At 41.6% G+C, this 16,665-nt stretch carries 16 protein-coding genes and 1 other annotated feature; of the genes, 12 read left to right on the top strand and 4 right to left on the bottom strand.

All coding sequences use genetic code 11. The features are described 5' to 3' along the window. Positions 1-22 precede the first annotated feature (22 nt). From HMPREF9957_RS07890 to rplL, 5 genes are all read left to right on the top strand, one after another. A complete protein-coding gene (locus HMPREF9957_RS07890; RefSeq protein ID WP_000681669.1) occupies positions 23-1,747 on the top strand; it encodes an ABC transporter ATP-binding protein in 1,725 nt (574 codons plus the stop codon). Position 1,748: 1 nt separating this feature from the next. Further along, positions 1,749-3,497: an ABC transporter ATP-binding protein gene (locus HMPREF9957_RS07885; protein ID WP_001254297.1), complete on the top strand. Its 1,749-nt coding sequence runs from the start codon at positions 1,749-1,751 to the stop codon at positions 3,495-3,497. A gap of 102 nt (positions 3,498-3,599) precedes the next feature. Continuing rightward, entirely contained in the window at positions 3,600-4,859 is a 1,260-nt protein-coding gene (locus HMPREF9957_RS07880; RefSeq protein WP_000870438.1) for a TRZ/ATZ family protein, read from the top strand. A gap of 75 nt (positions 4,860-4,934) precedes the next feature. Then, positions 4,935-5,070: a sequence feature (ribosomal protein L10 leader region), on the top strand. Between the two features lie 38 nt (positions 5,071-5,108). Further along, a complete protein-coding gene (gene rplJ, locus HMPREF9957_RS07875; RefSeq protein ID WP_001287281.1) occupies positions 5,109-5,609 on the top strand; it encodes a 50S ribosomal protein L10 in 501 nt (166 codons plus the stop codon). A gap of 72 nt (positions 5,610-5,681) precedes the next feature. Next, positions 5,682-6,050: a 50S ribosomal protein L7/L12 gene (gene rplL, locus HMPREF9957_RS07870; protein WP_001196965.1), complete on the top strand. Its 369-nt coding sequence runs from the start codon at positions 5,682-5,684 to the stop codon at positions 6,048-6,050. Positions 6,051-6,235: 185 nt separating this feature from the next. Here rplL and gdhA read toward each other — a convergent pair whose 3' ends face one another. Further along, on the bottom strand, positions 6,236-7,582 hold the full coding sequence (gdhA, locus tag HMPREF9957_RS07865; protein WP_000199547.1) for an NADP-specific glutamate dehydrogenase: 1,347 nt from the start codon (positions 7,580-7,582) through the stop codon (positions 6,236-6,238). 225 nt (positions 7,583-7,807) lie between these two features. Here gdhA and HMPREF9957_RS07860 point away from each other — a divergent pair, with 225 nt between their 5' ends. From HMPREF9957_RS07860 to HMPREF9957_RS07825, 7 genes are all read left to right on the top strand, one after another. After that, positions 7,808-8,743: a dihydroorotate oxidase gene (locus HMPREF9957_RS07860; protein ID WP_000255152.1), complete on the top strand. Its 936-nt coding sequence runs from the start codon at positions 7,808-7,810 to the stop codon at positions 8,741-8,743. Between the two features lie 33 nt (positions 8,744-8,776). Further along, positions 8,777-9,814, top strand: coding sequence for a DNA polymerase III subunit delta (holA, locus tag HMPREF9957_RS07855; protein ID WP_000879637.1), 1,038 nt, complete (start codon positions 8,777-8,779; stop codon positions 9,812-9,814). A gap of 404 nt (positions 9,815-10,218) precedes the next feature. Continuing rightward, positions 10,219-10,824 carry a superoxide dismutase SodA gene (gene sodA / locus HMPREF9957_RS07845; RefSeq protein WP_000974746.1) on the top strand — a complete coding sequence of 202 codons (606 nt, stop codon included), beginning with the start codon at positions 10,219-10,221 and terminating at the stop codon, positions 10,822-10,824. 156 nt (positions 10,825-10,980) lie between these two features. After that, positions 10,981-11,511: a YutD family protein gene (locus HMPREF9957_RS07840; protein ID WP_001224344.1), complete on the top strand. Its 531-nt coding sequence runs from the start codon at positions 10,981-10,983 to the stop codon at positions 11,509-11,511. Between the two features lie 20 nt (positions 11,512-11,531). After that, positions 11,532-12,617, top strand: a complete 1,086-nt coding sequence (gene rlmN, locus HMPREF9957_RS07835; protein WP_000804760.1) for a dual-specificity RNA methyltransferase RlmN — start codon at positions 11,532-11,534, stop codon at positions 12,615-12,617. Then, positions 12,617-13,099 carry a VanZ family protein gene (locus HMPREF9957_RS07830; RefSeq protein WP_000976571.1) on the top strand — a complete coding sequence of 161 codons (483 nt, stop codon included), beginning with the start codon at positions 12,617-12,619 and terminating at the stop codon, positions 13,097-13,099. The genes rlmN and HMPREF9957_RS07830 overlap by 1 nt, the downstream gene beginning before the upstream one ends. A gap of 1 nt (position 13,100) precedes the next feature. Then, the gene (locus HMPREF9957_RS07825; protein WP_000025384.1) at positions 13,101-14,642 is read left to right on the top strand and encodes an ABC-F family ATP-binding cassette domain-containing protein; all 1,542 of its coding nucleotides are present in this window, start codon (positions 13,101-13,103) and stop codon (positions 14,640-14,642) included. 54 nt (positions 14,643-14,696) lie between these two features. Here the strand turns inward: HMPREF9957_RS07825 and HMPREF9957_RS07820 are convergent, their stop codons facing one another. The 3 genes from HMPREF9957_RS07820 to HMPREF9957_RS07810 all read right to left on the bottom strand — a co-directional run bounded on the left by HMPREF9957_RS07820 (position 14,697) and on the right by HMPREF9957_RS07810 (position 16,628). Continuing rightward, on the bottom strand, positions 14,697-15,500 hold the full coding sequence (locus HMPREF9957_RS07820) for a peptidylprolyl isomerase (protein WP_000731898.1): 804 nt from the start codon (positions 15,498-15,500) through the stop codon (positions 14,697-14,699). Positions 15,501-15,804: 304 nt separating this feature from the next. Further along, positions 15,805-16,029, bottom strand: a complete 225-nt coding sequence (locus HMPREF9957_RS07815) for a helix-turn-helix transcriptional regulator (protein WP_001041096.1) — start codon at positions 16,027-16,029, stop codon at positions 15,805-15,807. A gap of 2 nt (positions 16,030-16,031) precedes the next feature. Then, on the bottom strand, positions 16,032-16,628 hold the full coding sequence (locus tag HMPREF9957_RS07810) for a hypothetical protein (protein WP_000749561.1): 597 nt from the start codon (positions 16,626-16,628) through the stop codon (positions 16,032-16,034). Positions 16,629-16,665 lie beyond the last annotated feature (37 nt).

The raw sequence follows: 16,665 nt of genomic DNA, 5'->3' as shown, positions 1-16,665 counted from the left end.
AGAATAAGAATAGAAGGGATTTATGAAACACCTATTATCTTACTTCAAACTTTACATCAAGGAATCAATTTTAGCACCCCTGTTCAAGCTGCTTGAAGCTGTTTTTGAGCTCTTGGTTCCCATGGTGATTGCTGAGATTGTTGACCAATCCTTGCCCCAAAGAAATCAAGGTCATCTATGGATGCAGATTGGCCTGCTCCTTATCTTTACAGTAATTGGTGTTGTGGTGGCTTTAATAGCTCAGTTCTACTCAGCTAAGGCTGCGGTTGGATTTGTCAAAGGACTGACAGATGATCTCTATCGCCATATTCTTTCATTGCCCAAGGACAGCAGAGACCGTTTGACAACTTCTAGCTTGGTCACTCGCTTGACTTCGGATACCTATCAGATTCAGACTGGGATTAATCAATTCCTGCGTCTCTTTTTGCGAGCGCCTATTATCGTTTTTGGTGCCATTTTTATGGCTTATCGCCTCTCAGCTGAGTTGACTTTCTGGTTCTTGGTCATGGTTGTGATTTTGACTATCGTCATTGTAGGGCTATCTCGACTGGTCAATCCTCTCTACAGTAGTCTCAGAAAGAAAACGGACCAACTGGTTCAAGAAATGCGCCAGCAATTACAAGGGATGCGGGTTATTCGTGCTTTTGGGCAAGAAAAACGAGAGTTACAAATTTTTCAAATCCTTAACCAAGTCTATGCTAGATTACAAGAAAAGACAGGTTTCTGGTTTAGTTTATTAACACCTCTTACCTATTTGATTGTTACTGGAACCCTCCTTATTATTATCTGGCAGGGATATGTTTCTATTCAAGGAGGATTGCTCAGTCAAGGTGCTCTGATCGCCCTTATCAACTATCTCTTACAGATCTTGGTGGAATTGGTCAAGCTAGCCATGCTGATAAATTCTCTCAACCAATCCTATATCTCAGCTAAGCGAATTGAGGAAGTCTTTGCTGAGGCTCCAGAAGACATCCATTCAGAATTAGAACAAAAGCAAGCTACCAGTGATCAGGTTTTACAAGTTCAAGAACTGACCTTTACCTATCCAGATGCGGCTCAGCCTTCTCTGAGAGACATTTCCTTTGATATGAAGCAAGGGCAAATCCTTGGTATTATTGGGGGAACGGGTTCTGGTAAATCAAGTTTGGTGCAAGTCTTACTTGGACTTTATCCAGCAGACAAGGGGAGCATTGACCTTTATCGAGATGGATGTAGTCCTCGTAATCTTGAGCAGTGGCGGTCATGGATTGCCTATGTGCCCCAAAAGGTCGAACTCTTTAAGGGAACCATTCGTTCCAACTTGACTCTAGGTTTCAATCAAGAAGTGACTGACCAAGAACTTTGGCAGGCCTTAGAAATTGCGCAAGCTAAGGATTTTGTCAGTGAAAAGGAAGGAGTTTTGGATGCCACTGTTGAGGCAGGAGGGCGAAATTTCTCAGGTGGACAAAAACAAAGGCTGTCTATTGCTCGCGCGGTATTGCGCCAAGCTCCATTTCTCATCCTAGATGATGCAACCTCGGCCCTCGACACTATTACCGAGTCCAAACTCTTGAAAGCTATTCGAGAAAACTTGCCAGACACGAGCTTAATCTTGATTTCTCAACGAACCTCAACACTTCGGATGGCAGACCAGATTCTCCTCTTGGAAAAAGGTGAACTCCTAGCTATCGGCAAGCACGAGGACTTGATGAAATCGAGTCAAGTCTATCGTGAAATCAATGCATCCCAACATGGAAAGGAGGACTAGCATGAGACGACAAACTGCAAACCAGACGCTCACGCGTTTGGCCAAAGATTTAGCAAGCCATCCCTTCCTCCTTTTCCTAACTTTTCTAGGAACCATTGCCCAGGTAGGCTTATCAATTTACCTACCTATTCTGATTGGGCAGGTCATCGACCAAGTCCTAGTGGTTGATTCTTCACCAGTTTTTTGGCAGATTTTTCTCCAAATGATCTTGGTGGTCATAGGAAATACACTGGTACAATGGGCCAATCCTCTTCTTTATAATCGCCTAATCTTCTCTTATACCAGAGACTTACGAGAGCGAATCATCCATAAGCTCCATCGTTTACCGATTGCTTTTGTGGATCAGCAAGGAAGTGGAGAGATGGTCAGTCGTGTAACAACAGACATAGAACAGTTGGCAGCCGGCTTGACCATGATTTTTAACCAATTTTTCATTGGTGTCTTGATGATTTTGGTTAGTATTCTAGCCATGCTTCAAATTCACCTCCTCATGACCCTCTTGGTCTTGCTGTTGACGCCACTGTCTATGGTAATCTCACGCTTTATTGCCAAACGCTCCTATCATCTCTTCCAAAAGCAAACAGAGACGAGGGGAATTCAGACTCAGTTGATTGAAGAATCGTTGAGCCAGCAGACCATTATCCAGTCCTTTAATGCTCAAGAAGATTTTATCCAAAGACTGCACGAGGCGAATGCCAACTACTCAGGCTATTCTCAGTCAGCTATCTTTTATTCTTCAACGGTCAATCCTTCGACTCGCTTTGTCAATGCGCTTATTTATGCCCTTCTAGCTGGAGTGGGAGCTTATCGTATCATGATAGGCTCTACCTTGACCATTGGACGCTTAGTGACTTTTTTGAACTATGTTCAACAGTACACCAAGCCTTTTAATGATATTTCTTCAGTGCTAGCTGAGTTGCAAAGTGCTCTCGCTTGCGCGGAGCGTGTTTATGGAGTCTTAGATAGTCCTGAGGTGGCTGAAAGTGGTAAGGAAGAGTTGACCAGTGACCAAGTTAAGGGAGCTATTTCCTTTAAACATGTCTCTTTTGGCTACCATCCTGAAAAGATTTTGATTAAGGATTTATCTATTGATATTCCAGCTGGTAGCAAGGTAGCTATTGTTGGTCCGACAGGTGCTGGAAAATCAACCCTTATCAATCTCCTCATGCGTTTTTATCCCATTAACTCGGGAGATATCTTGCTGGATGGGAAATCCATTTATGACTATACCCGGGCATCATTGAGACAACAGTTTGGTATGGTGCTCCAAGAAACCTGGCTCAAGCAAGGAACCATCCATGACAATATTGCCTTTTGTAATCCTGATGCTAGTCGGGAGCAAGTGAATGCTGCTGCCAAAGCAGCCAATGCAGACTTTTTCATCCAACAGTTGCCGCAGGGTTACGATACCAAGTTGGAAAATGCAGGAGAATCTCTCTCTGTCGGTCAAGCCCAGCTCTTGACCATTGCCCGAGTCTTTCTGGCTATTCCAAAGATTCTCATCTTAGACGAGGCGACTTCCTCCATCGATACACGGACAGAAGTGCTAGTTCAGGATGCATTTGCTAAACTCATGAAGGGGCGCACAAGCTTTATCATTGCTCACCGCTTGTCAACCATTCAGGATGCGGATATGATTCTAGTCTTAGTGGATGGCGATATTGTGGAGCATGGCAATCATCAGGACCTCATGGCTAGAAAAGGCAAGTATTACCAAATGCAGCAAGCTGCCGCTTTTAGCTCTGAATAAGCCTTTCTATTTTAAAATCTTATGAACGAAAAAAGTTGCCTTCGGGTGACTTTTTTGTTACAATAGCTAGAAAAAAATCAAGGTCTTAGAAAGAGAAAAACAATGAAAGTCTATCAGCATGTAAATATCGTGACTTGTGATCAAGATTTCCATGTTTATCTGAATGGAATCTTAGCAGTTAAGGATTCTCAAATCGTCTATGTTGGTCAAGAGAAGTCAGAGATTTTAGAGCAAGCTGAGCAGATTATAGACTATCAGGGAGCCTGGATTATGCCTGGTTTGGTCAATTGCCACACCCATTCTGCTATGACAGGTTTGAGAGGGATTCGAGATGATAGCAATCTCCATGAATGGCTCAATGACTATATCTGGCCTGCAGAAGCAGGATTTACTCCCGACATGACTACTAAGGCGGTCAAAGAAGCTCTGACAGAGATGCTCCAGTCAGGAACAACAACCTTTAATGATATGTATAATCCCAATGGTGTGGAGATTGAACGGATTTATCAGGCAGTGAAAGATTCCAAGATGCGTTGTTATTTCTCACCGACCCTCTTTTCTTCAGAGGCAGAAACAACTGCTGAGACGATAAGCAGAACTCGAGCAATCATTGAGGAAATTATTGGATATAAAAATCCAAATTTCAAGGTGATGGTAGCTCCTCATTCTCCTTACAGCTGTAATCAAGACTTGCTACAAGCGAGTTTAGACATGGCAAAAGAGCTAAATATTCCTCTCCATATCCATGTGGCGGAGACCAAGGAGGAATCAGGAGTTATCCTGAAACGCTACGGCAAACGCCCCCTTGCTTTTCTAGAAGAACTGGGTTACTTAGATCATCCGTCCGTCTTTGCTCACGGGGTCGAATTAAACGAGCGAGAAATTGAGCGCTTGGCATCCTCTCAAGTGGCTATTGCCCACAACCCTATCAGCAATCTCAAACTGGCCTCAGGGATTGCTCCAATCATCCAACTTCAAAAAGCAGGAGTGGCTGTCGGAATTGCGACAGATTCGGTTGCTTCCAATAACAATCTAGATATGTTTGAGGAAGGACGGACTGCAGCCCTTCTTCAGAAGATGAAAAGTGAGGATGCCAGCCAATTCCCGATTGAAACAGCTCTCAAAGCACTAACAATCGAAGGGGCTAAGGTCCTAGGGATGGAAGAACAGATAGGAAGTCTGGAAGTAGGTAAACAGGCAGATTTTCTCGTTATTCAACCACAAGGGAAAATCCATCTTCAACCTCAAGAGAATATGCTCTCTCACCTGGTTTATGCTGTCAAGTCCAGTGATGTTGATGATGTTTATATCGCTGGAGAACAGGTTGTTAAGCAAGGTCAAGTCCTGACAGTAGAACTTTAAAAGAAAAATCACGAAAAATTTTAAAAAAAGTTTGCAAAAATCTTGCATTCTTTTTTTAACTATGCTATACTTATATACGGTTTGAAAAAACTGCCTAAGACAGTAGGGGAGCTTGACTCATAAATATCCTACCGAGGACAAAACGTATCATGTAAAAAGAAGCGTATTGTACTTTCGTGTCTAGGTTTGGGCGCGTTTTTCTTTTAGAAAAATTCCCCAAGCAAAATAATTACGGAGGTGAACACACTAATGAGTGAAGCAATTATTGCTAAAAAAGCGGAACTAGTTGACGTAGTAGCTGAAAAAATGAAAGCTGCTGCATCTATCGTCGTTGTTGACGCTCGTGGTTTGACAGTTGAGCAAGATACAGTTCTTCGTCGTGAGCTTCGTGGAAGCGAAGTTGAGTATAAAGTTATTAAAAACTCAATCTTGCGTCGTGCAGCTGAAAAAGCTGGTCTTGAAGAACTTGCATCAGTATTTGTTGGACCATCTGCAGTAGCATTTTCTAACGAAGATGTTATCGCACCAGCGAAAATCTTGAACGATTTTGCTAAAGACGCTGAAGCACTTGAAATCAAAGGTGGTGCAATCGAAGGCGCTGTCGCATCTAAAGAAGAGATTCTTGCTCTTGCAACTCTTCCAAACCGCGAAGGACTTCTTTCTATGCTCCTTTCTGTACTTCAAGCGCCAGTGCGCAACGTTGCCCTTGCAGTCAAAGCGGTTGCAGACAACAAAGAAGACGCAGCTTAATCTTAAGCTACGCAGCGTAGCCTAGCTACAAAAAATATTATAAATTTAAAAACATATTTGGAGGAAATAACAATGGCATTGAACATTGAAAACATTATTGCTGAAATTAAAGAAGCTTCAATCCTTGAATTGAACGACCTTGTAAAAGCTATCGAAGAAGAATTTGGTGTAACTGCAGCTGCTCCTGTAGCTGTTGCTGCAGCTGGTGCTGCTGACGCTGGTGCTGCTAAAGATTCATTCGACGTTGAATTGACATCTGCAGGCGACAAAAAAGTTGGCGTTATCAAAGTTGTACGTGAAATCACAGGTCTTGGTCTTAAAGAAGCTAAAGAACTTGTTGACGGTGCACCAGCACTTGTTAAAGAAGGCGTTGCAACTGCAGAAGCTGAAGAAATCAAAGCTAAATTGGAAGAAGCTGGAGCTTCAGTTACTCTTAAATAATAGAGCGACTACATTAGTAGCTTAAAAACATGATTGAACCGCTATTCTTAGGAGTAGCGGTTTTTCTTTTTGTTCAAGAAGGGGCAAAAGGGGGCATCATCTTTATGTAATAAGTAAATATACCAACTGTTTAACTCAACATAAAAATCCCCAATCATAGCGATTGAGGATTAAGCAAATGAATCTTACACAATACCTTGTGCAATCATAGCATTTGCTACATTTTCAAAGGCAGCAATATTAGCTCCTGCAAGGTAGTCTTTATCAAGACCGTATGTTTCTGAAGTTGTTTTAGCTGTGTTGAAGATGTTTGTCATGATGTCTTTGAGACGTCCATCAACTTCTTCACGAGTCCATGAGAGACGAAGGCTATTTTGGCTCATTTCAAGGGCTGAAACGGCTACACCACCAGCGTTGGCAGCTTTTGCAGGTCCGTAGAAGATACCATTTTCTTTGTAAACTTTGATGGCATCAAGGTTACTTGGCATGTTAGCACCTTCAGATACACAGATAACGCCTTGAGCAACCAAACGTTTAGCTGCTTCACCGTTGATTTCGTTTTGAGTAGCACATGGAAGAGCGATGTCATAGTTTCCTGCGTAAGTCCATACAGAACCTTCGTGGTAGCTTGCAGTTGCTTTTTCAGCGGCATACTCAGTCAAACGAGCGCGACGTTTTTCTTTAACATCAACCAAAAGATCGAAGTCGATACCATTTTCATCGATGACATAACCATTTGAGTCAGAAACAGAGATAACAGTTGCACCAAGTTCAGTTGCTTTTTGAAGAGCGTATTGAGCTACATTACCTGAACCTGAAATAACCACTTTCTTACCAGCAAAGCTGTTGCTGTTAGCTTTAAGCATTTCTTCAGTGTAGTAAACCAAACCGTAACCAGTTGCTTCTGGACGAATCAAGCTACCACCAAATCCAAGAGGTTTACCAGTCAAGACACCGGCATCAAATTGGTTAAGGCGTTTGTATTGACCATAAAGGTAACCAATTTCACGTCCACCAACACCGATATCACCAGCAGGTACGTCAAGTGATGGTCCGATGTGTTTTTGCAATTCAGTCATGAAGCTTTGGCAGAAGCGCATCACTTCAGCATCTGTTTTACCTTTAGGATCGAAGTCTGATCCACCTTTACCTCCACCGATTGGAAGTCCAGTCAAGACGTTTTTGAAGATTTGTTCAAATCCGAGGAATTTCAAAATCCCTTGGTTTACAGTTGGGTGGAAACGAAGTCCACCTTTGTATGGTCCAACAGCTGAGTTGAATTGAACACGGTAACCACGGTTTACTTGAATGTTTCCATCACGGTCAACCCAAGGAACACGGAAAGAAATCACGCGCTCTGGCTCGGTAATACGTGCCAAGATATTTTCTTCGATATACTCAGGGTGTTTTTCAAATACAGGTTCCAAAGTGTTGAAAAATTCTTCAACAGCTTGGAGGAATTCAGCCTCGTGCCCGTTACGAGCTTTTACAGTTTCAAACACGCTTTGGATATATTCTTTAGCAGATGTCATATCGTTCTCCTTAAATTCTAATTTAATTATGTGTGTCATTATAGCAGAATTTTTTTTAACTGTAAAGAGAAAAACAAAAATTTTCTAAAAATTCTATCAATTTAGTTCAGATTTTTCTTTAATTTATAAAATACGAACCTTTTTCTTTGAAATATCTTTCTCAAAGAGAAATTGTGAAAATATGGTATAATATTAGCAATAAAAGGAATCTGGAGGATCAGAATCATGGTATCAACGAAAACACAAATTGCTGGTTTTGCGTTTGACAATTGCTTGATGAATGCAGCAGGTGTGGCTTGCATGACGATAGAGGAGCTGGAAGGGGTTAAAAACTCAGTGGCAGGAACCTTTGTCACTAAGACAGCGACCTTGGACTTTCGTCAGGGAAATCCTGAACCACGCTACCAAGATGTTCCACTTGGTTCCATCAACTCTATGGGCTTGCCAAATAATGGCTTAGACTATTATTTGGATTATCTTTTGGATTTGCAGGAAAAAGAGCCGAACCGAACTTTCTTCTTATCTCTGGTCGGAATGTCTCCAGAGGAAACCCATACTATCTTGAAAAAAGTCCAAGAGAGTGATTTTCGTGGTCTGACTGAGCTAAATCTCTCCTGTCCAAATGTGCCAGGTAAACCTCAGATTGCCTATGATTTTGAGACGACAGACCGAATTTTGGCAGAAGTATTTGCCTACTTTACCAAACCACTTGGAATTAAATTGCCACCATATTTTGACATTGTTCACTTTGACCAAGCAGCAGCGATTTTCAACAAATACCCGCTCAAGTTTGTCAACTGTGTTAACTCTATCGGAAACGGCCTCTATATAGAAGATGAATCTGTCGTGATTCGTCCTAAGAATGGTTTTGGTGGGATTGGGGGAGAGTACATCAAACCGACTGCTCTAGCCAATGTTCACGCCTTCTACCAACGCTTAAATCCTCAAATCCAAATCATCGGAACAGGTGGCGTTCTGACTGGTCGAGATGCCTTTGAACACATCCTCTGTGGTGCTAGTATGGTACAGGTGGGAACCACCCTTCACAAAGAAGGTGTCGGTGCCTTCGAACGTATTACCAATGAACTAAAAGCAATCATGGCGGAAAAAGGGTACGAGAGCCTAGAAGATTTCCGTGGAAAATTGCGCTATATTGACTAAATTAAATCGAAAAATCAGAAGAAAGGAGAGAAGATGCTAGCTATTGAAGAAAGCCAGAAGTTGACTTTATCAAATTTACCTAGCCTGAGCCTTTTTACAGGCATAGATCAGGGCCAGTTTGAAGTGATGAAGAGTCAAGTGTTGAAACAGATTGGGTATGATTCTGCCGACCTCAACTTTGCCTACTTTGATATGAAAGAAGCGGTCTACAAGGATGTGGAACTGGAGTTGGTCAGCCTTCCTTTCTTTGCGGATGAGAAAATCGTGATATTAGACCATTTTGTTGATATCACAACAGCCAAGAAACGCTTTTTAACAGATGATGAGCTCAAGTCGTTTGAAGAATACCTTGATAACCCTTCGCCAACAACCAAGTTGTTGATCTTTGCGGAAGGAAAACTGGATAGTAAGAGACGGCTGGTTAAATTACTTAAGCGTGATGCCAAGGTTTTTGATGCAGTAGAAGCCAAAGAACAAGAATTGCGCCAGTATTTCCAAAAGTGGAGCCAGAAACAAGGTCTGCAGTTTTTGGGGCAATCCTTTGAAAATCTACTTATCAAATCTGGTTTTCAATTTAGCGAAATCCAGAAAAATCTGCTCTTTTTACAGTCCTATAAGGCAGATTCTGTTATCGAGGAAGAGGATATTGTCAATGCTATTCCCAAGACCTTGCAGGACAATATTTTTGATTTAACTCAGTTTATTCTGACTAAAAAGATGGACCAGGCGCGCGAATTAGTTAGAGACTTGACCTTGCAAGGTGAAGATGAAATCAAGTTGATTGCAGTCATGTTAGGACAGTTTCGGACTTTTACTCAGGTGAAGATTTTGGCGGAGTCTGGGCAAACAGAATCACAGATTGCAAGTAGTTTAGGTAGTTATCTAGGACGCACTCCCAATCCCTATCAAATCAAGTTTGCGCTGAGAGATTCGCGAGCACTTTCCTTGAGTTTTTTGAAGCAAGCTATTTCCTATTTGATTGAGACAGACTATCAGATTAAGACAGGTCTTTATGAAAAAGGTTTCCTTTTTGAAAAGGCACTCTTGCAGATTGCTAGTCAGGTCAATTGATACTTGTTTTGAAACTACAACCCGCGTCAGGATTAGCTTGTCGTGGGTTTCTTGCTTTATACTCAATGAAAATCAAAGAGTAAACTAGGAAACTAGCCGCAGGTTGCTCAAAGCACTGTTTTGAGGTTGTGGATAGAACTGACGAAGTCAGCTCAAAACATGTTTTTGAGGTTGCGGATAGAACTGACGAAGTCAGCTCAAAACACTGTTTTGAGGTTGTAGATAAGACTGACGAAGTCAGTCACATATATACCCTAAGGCGATGTTGACGCAGTTTGAAGAGATTTTCGAAGAGTATTAGTTAGAAAGTATCTCAGTGATTTCCTTATCTATAAGCAAAAAACTTGAAAAAAGTGAATGTTTGCGTTATCATTTTCATATAGAAAGAAAAAGAGGTATTACAGATGGCTATTATCTTACCAGAACTTCCATATGCATACGACGCTTTGGAACCATACATCGATGCGGAAACAATGCACTTGCACCATGACAAACACCATCAAACTTATGTCAACAATGCTAATGCAGCTCTTGAAAAACACCCTGAAATTGGTGAAGACCTTGAAGCCTTGCTTGCTGATGTAGAATCTATCCCAGCTGATATCCGTCAAGCACTTATCAACAACGGTGGTGGACACTTGAACCACGCTCTTTTCTGGGAATTGATGACTCCTGAAAAAACAGCTCCTTCAGCAGAACTGGCAGCAGCAATCGATGCAACATTTGGTTCATTTGAAGAATTCCAAGCAGCCTTCACTGCAGCAGCAACAACTCGTTTCGGTTCTGGATGGGCATGGTTGGTTGTTAACAAAGAAGGTAAACTTGAAGTGACTTCAACAGCAAACCAAGACACACCAATCTCAGAAGGTAAAAAACCAATCTTGGGCTTGGACGTTTGGGAACATGCTTACTATGTGAAATACCGCAACGTGCGTCCTGACTACATCAAAGCTTTCTTCTCAGTGATCAACTGGAACAAAGTAGATGAATTGTACGCAGCTGCTAAATAATGATAGTTGGAGGGAAGAATTGTTCTTCTCTTTTTAAGGTTATATGATTCGAGTCTGACAAAATCGTCAGACTTTTTTCATTTTTATGAGAAACGTGCTAACTGCTAGAAATTATGGTAGAATAAAGTATTAAGTAATCGTGAAAAAAGGATATCTATGCGAAAAGAAATTGCACCTGAATTATACAACTATAACAAGTTTCCTGGTCCTGAGTTTCATTTACACGGGGACAAGGTTGAAACGGAAGGGATAGCTTTTTCCTTGGTGGAAAACATCAAGGATGCCTTCGATGTGACGGCTTTTAATCAGCGTTTTTCAGAAGTCTTAACCAAGTTTGATTATATCGTGGGAGACTGGAGCAACGAACAGCTTCGTCTACGAGGTTTTTATAAGGATGATCGAACAGAAGAAAAACTTGAAAAAATCAGTCGTTTACAAGACTATCTTTTAGAGTATTGTAGTTATGGTTGTGCCTATTTTGTCTTAGAAAATGAAGCCCCTAAGCGAGCATCATTTGACAAGAAAATGCGTAAAAAGGAAGAAGAGCAGCCTTCTAGAAAAGGAAAGAAACCGGTTCAAACCAAACGAAAACCGAATGCAGATAAGAAAAATAGACGTCGTCAGAAGGACCAGCATTCTCAGAAAGAGGACAAGGGGCAACGTCATTTTGTCATTCGTCAGAAGTGAGTATAGAATAAGGAGAAGAAATGAAACCGTCAATTTATAGTTTAACACGTCAAACCATGCAGGAATGGGTTTTGGAGCAAGGAGAAAAGAAATTCCGTGCAGATCAAATCTGGGAATGGCTTTACCGTAAACGTGTCCAGTCATTTGAAGAAATGACCAACCTTTCCAAGGATTTGATTGCTAAGCTTAATGACCAGTTTGTGGTCAATCCCTTGAAACAACGTATCGTTCAAGAGTCTGCTGATGGGACAGTTAAATATCTTTTTGAATTGCCAGATGGTATGTTGATTGAGACAGTACTCATGCGTCAACACTATGGTTTGTCAGTCTGTGTGACCACTCAGGTCGGCTGTAATATCGGTTGTACCTTCTGTGCTTCTGGTTTGATTAAGAAACAACGTGACCTCAATAACGGTGAAATCGTAGCGCAAATCATGCTGGTTCAGAAATACTTTGATGAGCGTGGTCAGGACGAACGCGTCAGCCATATCGTTGTCATGGGAATCGGTGAGCCCTTTGATAACTACAACAATGTCTTGAATTTCGTTCGTACTATCAATGATGACAAGGGAATGGCCATCGGTGCTCGTCACATTACGGTTTCAACCTCAGGTTTGGCCCATAAAATTCGTGATTTTGCTAATGAGGGTGTTCAGGTCAATCTTGCCGTTTCTCTTCACGCACCTAACAATGAGTTGCGCTCAAGTATTATGAAGATTAACCGCGCCTTTCCGATTGAAAAACTTTTCGCTGCTATTGAGTACTATATCGAAACAACTAATCGCCGTGTGACCTTTGAATACATCATGCTCAATGAAGTCAATGATGGTGTAGAACAAGCCTTGGAATTGGCTGAATTGCTCAAGAACATCAAGAAATTGTCTTATGTAAACTTGATTCCTTACAACCCAGTTAGTGAGCATGACCAATATAGCCGTAGTCCTAAAGAGCGCGTCCTGGCCTTCTATGATACGCTTAAGAAAAAAGGGGTTAACTGTGTGGTTCGTCAAGAGCACGGAACAGATATTGATGCAGCTTGTGGACAATTGCGTTCCAATACAATGAAACGTGACCGCCAGAAAGCAGTCGCAGCAGTCAATCCTTAATGATGAAGAAGAGTTATAATCATGTTTTGGTCTGGGGAGTCATTTTCTATAGTATTTGTATCGTTTACTTTTGCTTTACTCCTCAAGAACATTCTCCCGTGGGAGTGGAAACTCCAGGTATTCAGCATCTTGGACGCCTGGTTTTTCTTTTGACTCCTTTCAATTCTTTCTGGAAACTGGGCGAAGTGAGTGACATAGGACAATTATGTTGGCTTTTTCTACAAAATGTCCTCAATGTCTTCTTGCTTTTTCCTCTGATGTTCCAACTCCTTTATCTCCTTCCAAATTTGCGGAAAACAAGAAAAGTGCTCTTTTTTAGTTTTCTAGTGAGTCTTGGAATCGAGTGTACACAGTTAGTCTTGGACTTTTTCTTTGATTTTAATCGCGTCTTTGAAATTGATGATTTGTGGACCAATACCTTGGGTGGCTATCTGGCTTGGCTACTTTATAAACGATTACATAAAAACAAGATAAGGAATTAAAATGAGTATTTTAGAAGTTAAAAATCTGAGTCACGGTTTTGGTGACCGTGCAATTTTTGAAGATGTGTCCTTCCGTCTCCTCAAGGGGGAACATATCGGTCTGGTTGGTGCCAATGGTGAAGGAAAATCAACCTTTATGAGCATTGTGACTGGTAAGATGCTGCCAGATGAAGGGAAGGTTGAGTGGTCCAAATATGTGACTGCCGGTTACTTGGATCAGCACTCTGTCCTTGCTGAAGGGCAGTCGGTGCGCGATGTTCTCCGTACGGCTTTTGATGAGCTTTTCAAGGCGGAAGTCCGTATCAATGACCTTTATATGGAAATGGCTGAAGACGGAGCGGATGTTGATGCTCTCATGGAAGAAGTGGGAGAACTTCAAGACCGTCTGGAGAGTCGTGATTTCTATACCTTGGATGCTAAGATTGATGAAGTAGCGCGTGCCCTTGGTGTCATGGACTTTGGCATGGATACAGATGTAACCTCTTTGTCAGGTGGGCAAAGAACCAAGGTGCTGTTGGCAAAACTCCTCCTTGAAAAGCCCGATATCTTGCTTTTGGATGAGCCGACCAACTACTTGGATGCTGAGCATATTGATTGGCTCAAGCGCTATCTCCAAAACTATGAGAATGCCTTTGTTCTTATTTCACACGATATTCCATTCCTAAATGACGTTATCAATATCGTCTATCATGTGGAGAATCAACAGCTGACGCGATACTCTGGTGACTACTACCAGTTCCAAGAAGTCTATGCCATGAAGAAATCTCAGCTAGAGGCTGCCTACGAACGTCAGCAAAAAGAAATTGCGGATCTCAAGGATTTCGTGGCTCGAAACAAAGCGCGTGTTGCAACACGAAACATGGCCATGTCCCGTCAGAAGAAATTGGATAAGATGGATATTATCGAACTGCAAAGTGAGAAACCAAAACCATCCTTTGATTTCAAACCGGCTCGTACACCAGGGCGCTTTATTTTCCAAGCCAAGGATTTGCAAATTGGTTATGTCCGTCCTCTGACCAAGCCTTTAAATCTGACTTTTGAACGTAATCAAAAGGTTGCTATTATCGGGGCAAATGGTATCGGGAAAACAACTCTCTTGAAGTCTCTATTGGGAATTATCCCGCCAATCGCTGGGGAGGTTGAACGCGGTGACTACCTAGAACTTGGTTATTTTGAGCAGGAAGTAGAAGGTGGCAATCGTCAAACACCACTAGAGGCTGTCTGGAATGCCTTTCCTGCACTTAACCAAGCAGAAGTTCGTGCAGCCCTTGCCCGTTGTGGCTTGACAACCAAGCATATTGAAAGCCAAATTCAGGTCTTGTCAGGTGGGGAACAAGCCAAGGTTCGTTTCTGTCTCTTGATGAATCGTGAAAACAACGTTTTAGTGCTGGACGAGCCGACCAACCACTTGGATGTGGATGCCAAGGATGAACTCAAACGTGCTCTCAAAGAATACAAGGGATCTATTCTTATGGTCTGCCACGAACCAGACTTTTATGAAGGCTGGATGGATCAAATATGGGATTTTAACAAGCTAACTTAAAATGAATATAAGAGAAATACAGTACCGAATGTGGGTACTGTATTTTTTAGGTTTTTAAGATTTAAAATCGTAGTCTTTCACCACTTCGATGCTATCGATAGTAATAGCAGTCGTTGGCTTGTCTTTTTCATCTTTTTCGGCTTTAGCAATTTTATCTACTACATCCATACCGTCAATCACTTGACCAAAAACTGGGTGTTTGCCATCTAGACTAGGGTTTCCCCCTTCTTTATAGGCTTCGATGATTTTCTTTGGATACTTGCTTGTAGGGAGTTTAGCAGAGGTATCTGTAGAGTTTTGGTTGATGAAGAATTGGCTGCCATTGGTGTTTGGTTGACCAGTATTAGCCATAGAAAGAGCACCACGGATGTTATAGAGATAAGGAGTAATCTCGTTTTTGAAACCAGTTCCCTTGTCTTTAGTCTTATCCTTGTCATGCCAGATGGACTGACCACCTGTACCGTCTCCTTTTGGATCCCCAGTTTGAACCATGAAGCCATCGATGACACGGTGGAAGGTAATGCCGTTATAGTAGCCTTCTTTGGCATGAGTGAGGAAGTTTTCAACTGCTAGAGGAGCGAGTTTAGGGAAGAGTTTAATGCGGATATCACCTTGACTTGTGTGGAGAATCACTTCAGCCTCGTCTTCAGCAACTTCTTTAGATAGTTGTGGGAAATTGGCGTTTTCGTTTGTTAAAGCATCGTTTAACTCCTTGGCAGATTGTGCTGCTGCTTTGGAGCTTTCTTCAGCGGCCAAGCTAGAATCTACATAGTCATCACCACGCAAACTACGTTGGATGCTGCTACATCCAGCTAGGGCAATAGTTGATAGTAAAAGAAGGGTTGCTAGTTTTTTCATTCTATTCCTCTCAAAAATTCATTTCTACCATTGTACCCTAAAAGGAAGTGGATTTCAAATATTAGTGACAAGACAGTTTAAGAGGAAGCCAACCAGAAAGTCGCTTGCTTAGGGGCATCAATGCCATAAGTGTACTCGAAGTATTTAGGAAACCAGATCTTAAGAAAGCTCGTAAAGTATCACAATTAGTAAACGTTAATTCGAAAGAATTACTATATTTTAAAAGAGCACATTTTCAAAGGATTTTTCTTTTACCTTCAATTCCTAATTAATCAATGAGCTTAATACTAGGTCTCGAAAAGAATTATGCGTCCTCTTTCTGTCTGAGTTCAAAGAGGTCTTCTACTTTCAGATTAAAAACTTGAGCAATTTTAAGAGCCATTTCCAGCGAAGGATTGTAACGGTTATTTTCCAAGTGCAGAATTGTCTCGCGTCGCATGCCGATGAGGTCGGCTAACTCCTGCTGGGTCATGCCTGTGGACTCACGAACAGATTTGAGATTAGTAATAATCTTGCTTTCTTTGGCCATGCTTATCCTCTACGTTCCAAGATAAAATAGACAACCGCAAAGATGAAAATCAAGGCAGCTATGCTAATAAATATCTGTCCCATGTAAAGAGTGAGAGACCCCATATACCCAATGATAACTGCTAGTATCATCAGTGCGCCTAGTATAAAAACAAACATCAAGCTAGCTGCCTTGGCTAAATTAGCATAAAAGCGTTCGTCCGGAGTTTCCTTGACATTTTTCAAGGAGAAAAAAACAAATACAATCACTTCAATAACGAGGCCAATTCCTAAAATCCATTCTTTAATACCAGAACTTTCGCTTGGGTTCGCAACCCAAATTCCTACTGTATAAAAAATGCTTGCTGCAAACACAAGTATCGCGTAAAGCTTAGCAGACAAGTCAAAAATAATCTTTCCCTTACCTTTCTGCCTCTTATGAGGCCGTGGTTTCCTATGTAGCCAGCCCCAAATAGCTACAATTTGACCTAACACTGAAATACCAGTAATAACTAACTTGGGTCCCCAACTAAGATTAGAACCAAATAAAACAGTAAAATCAATAAAGAGAGCTACGGCAATCACTGCAATGAGGCCACGCATTTTTTGACTTTTTTTCATGATAGACTCCTTTTTTATGTTATAAATATATAACACT

It is taken from the genome of Streptococcus mitis SK1080 (assembly GCF_000220085.1).
Lineage (GTDB): Bacteria > Bacillota > Bacilli > Lactobacillales > Streptococcaceae > Streptococcus > Streptococcus mitis_K.
The sequence above is the reverse complement of the archived record's forward strand: the minus strand, read 5'-3'. Positions and strand labels throughout refer to the sequence as shown.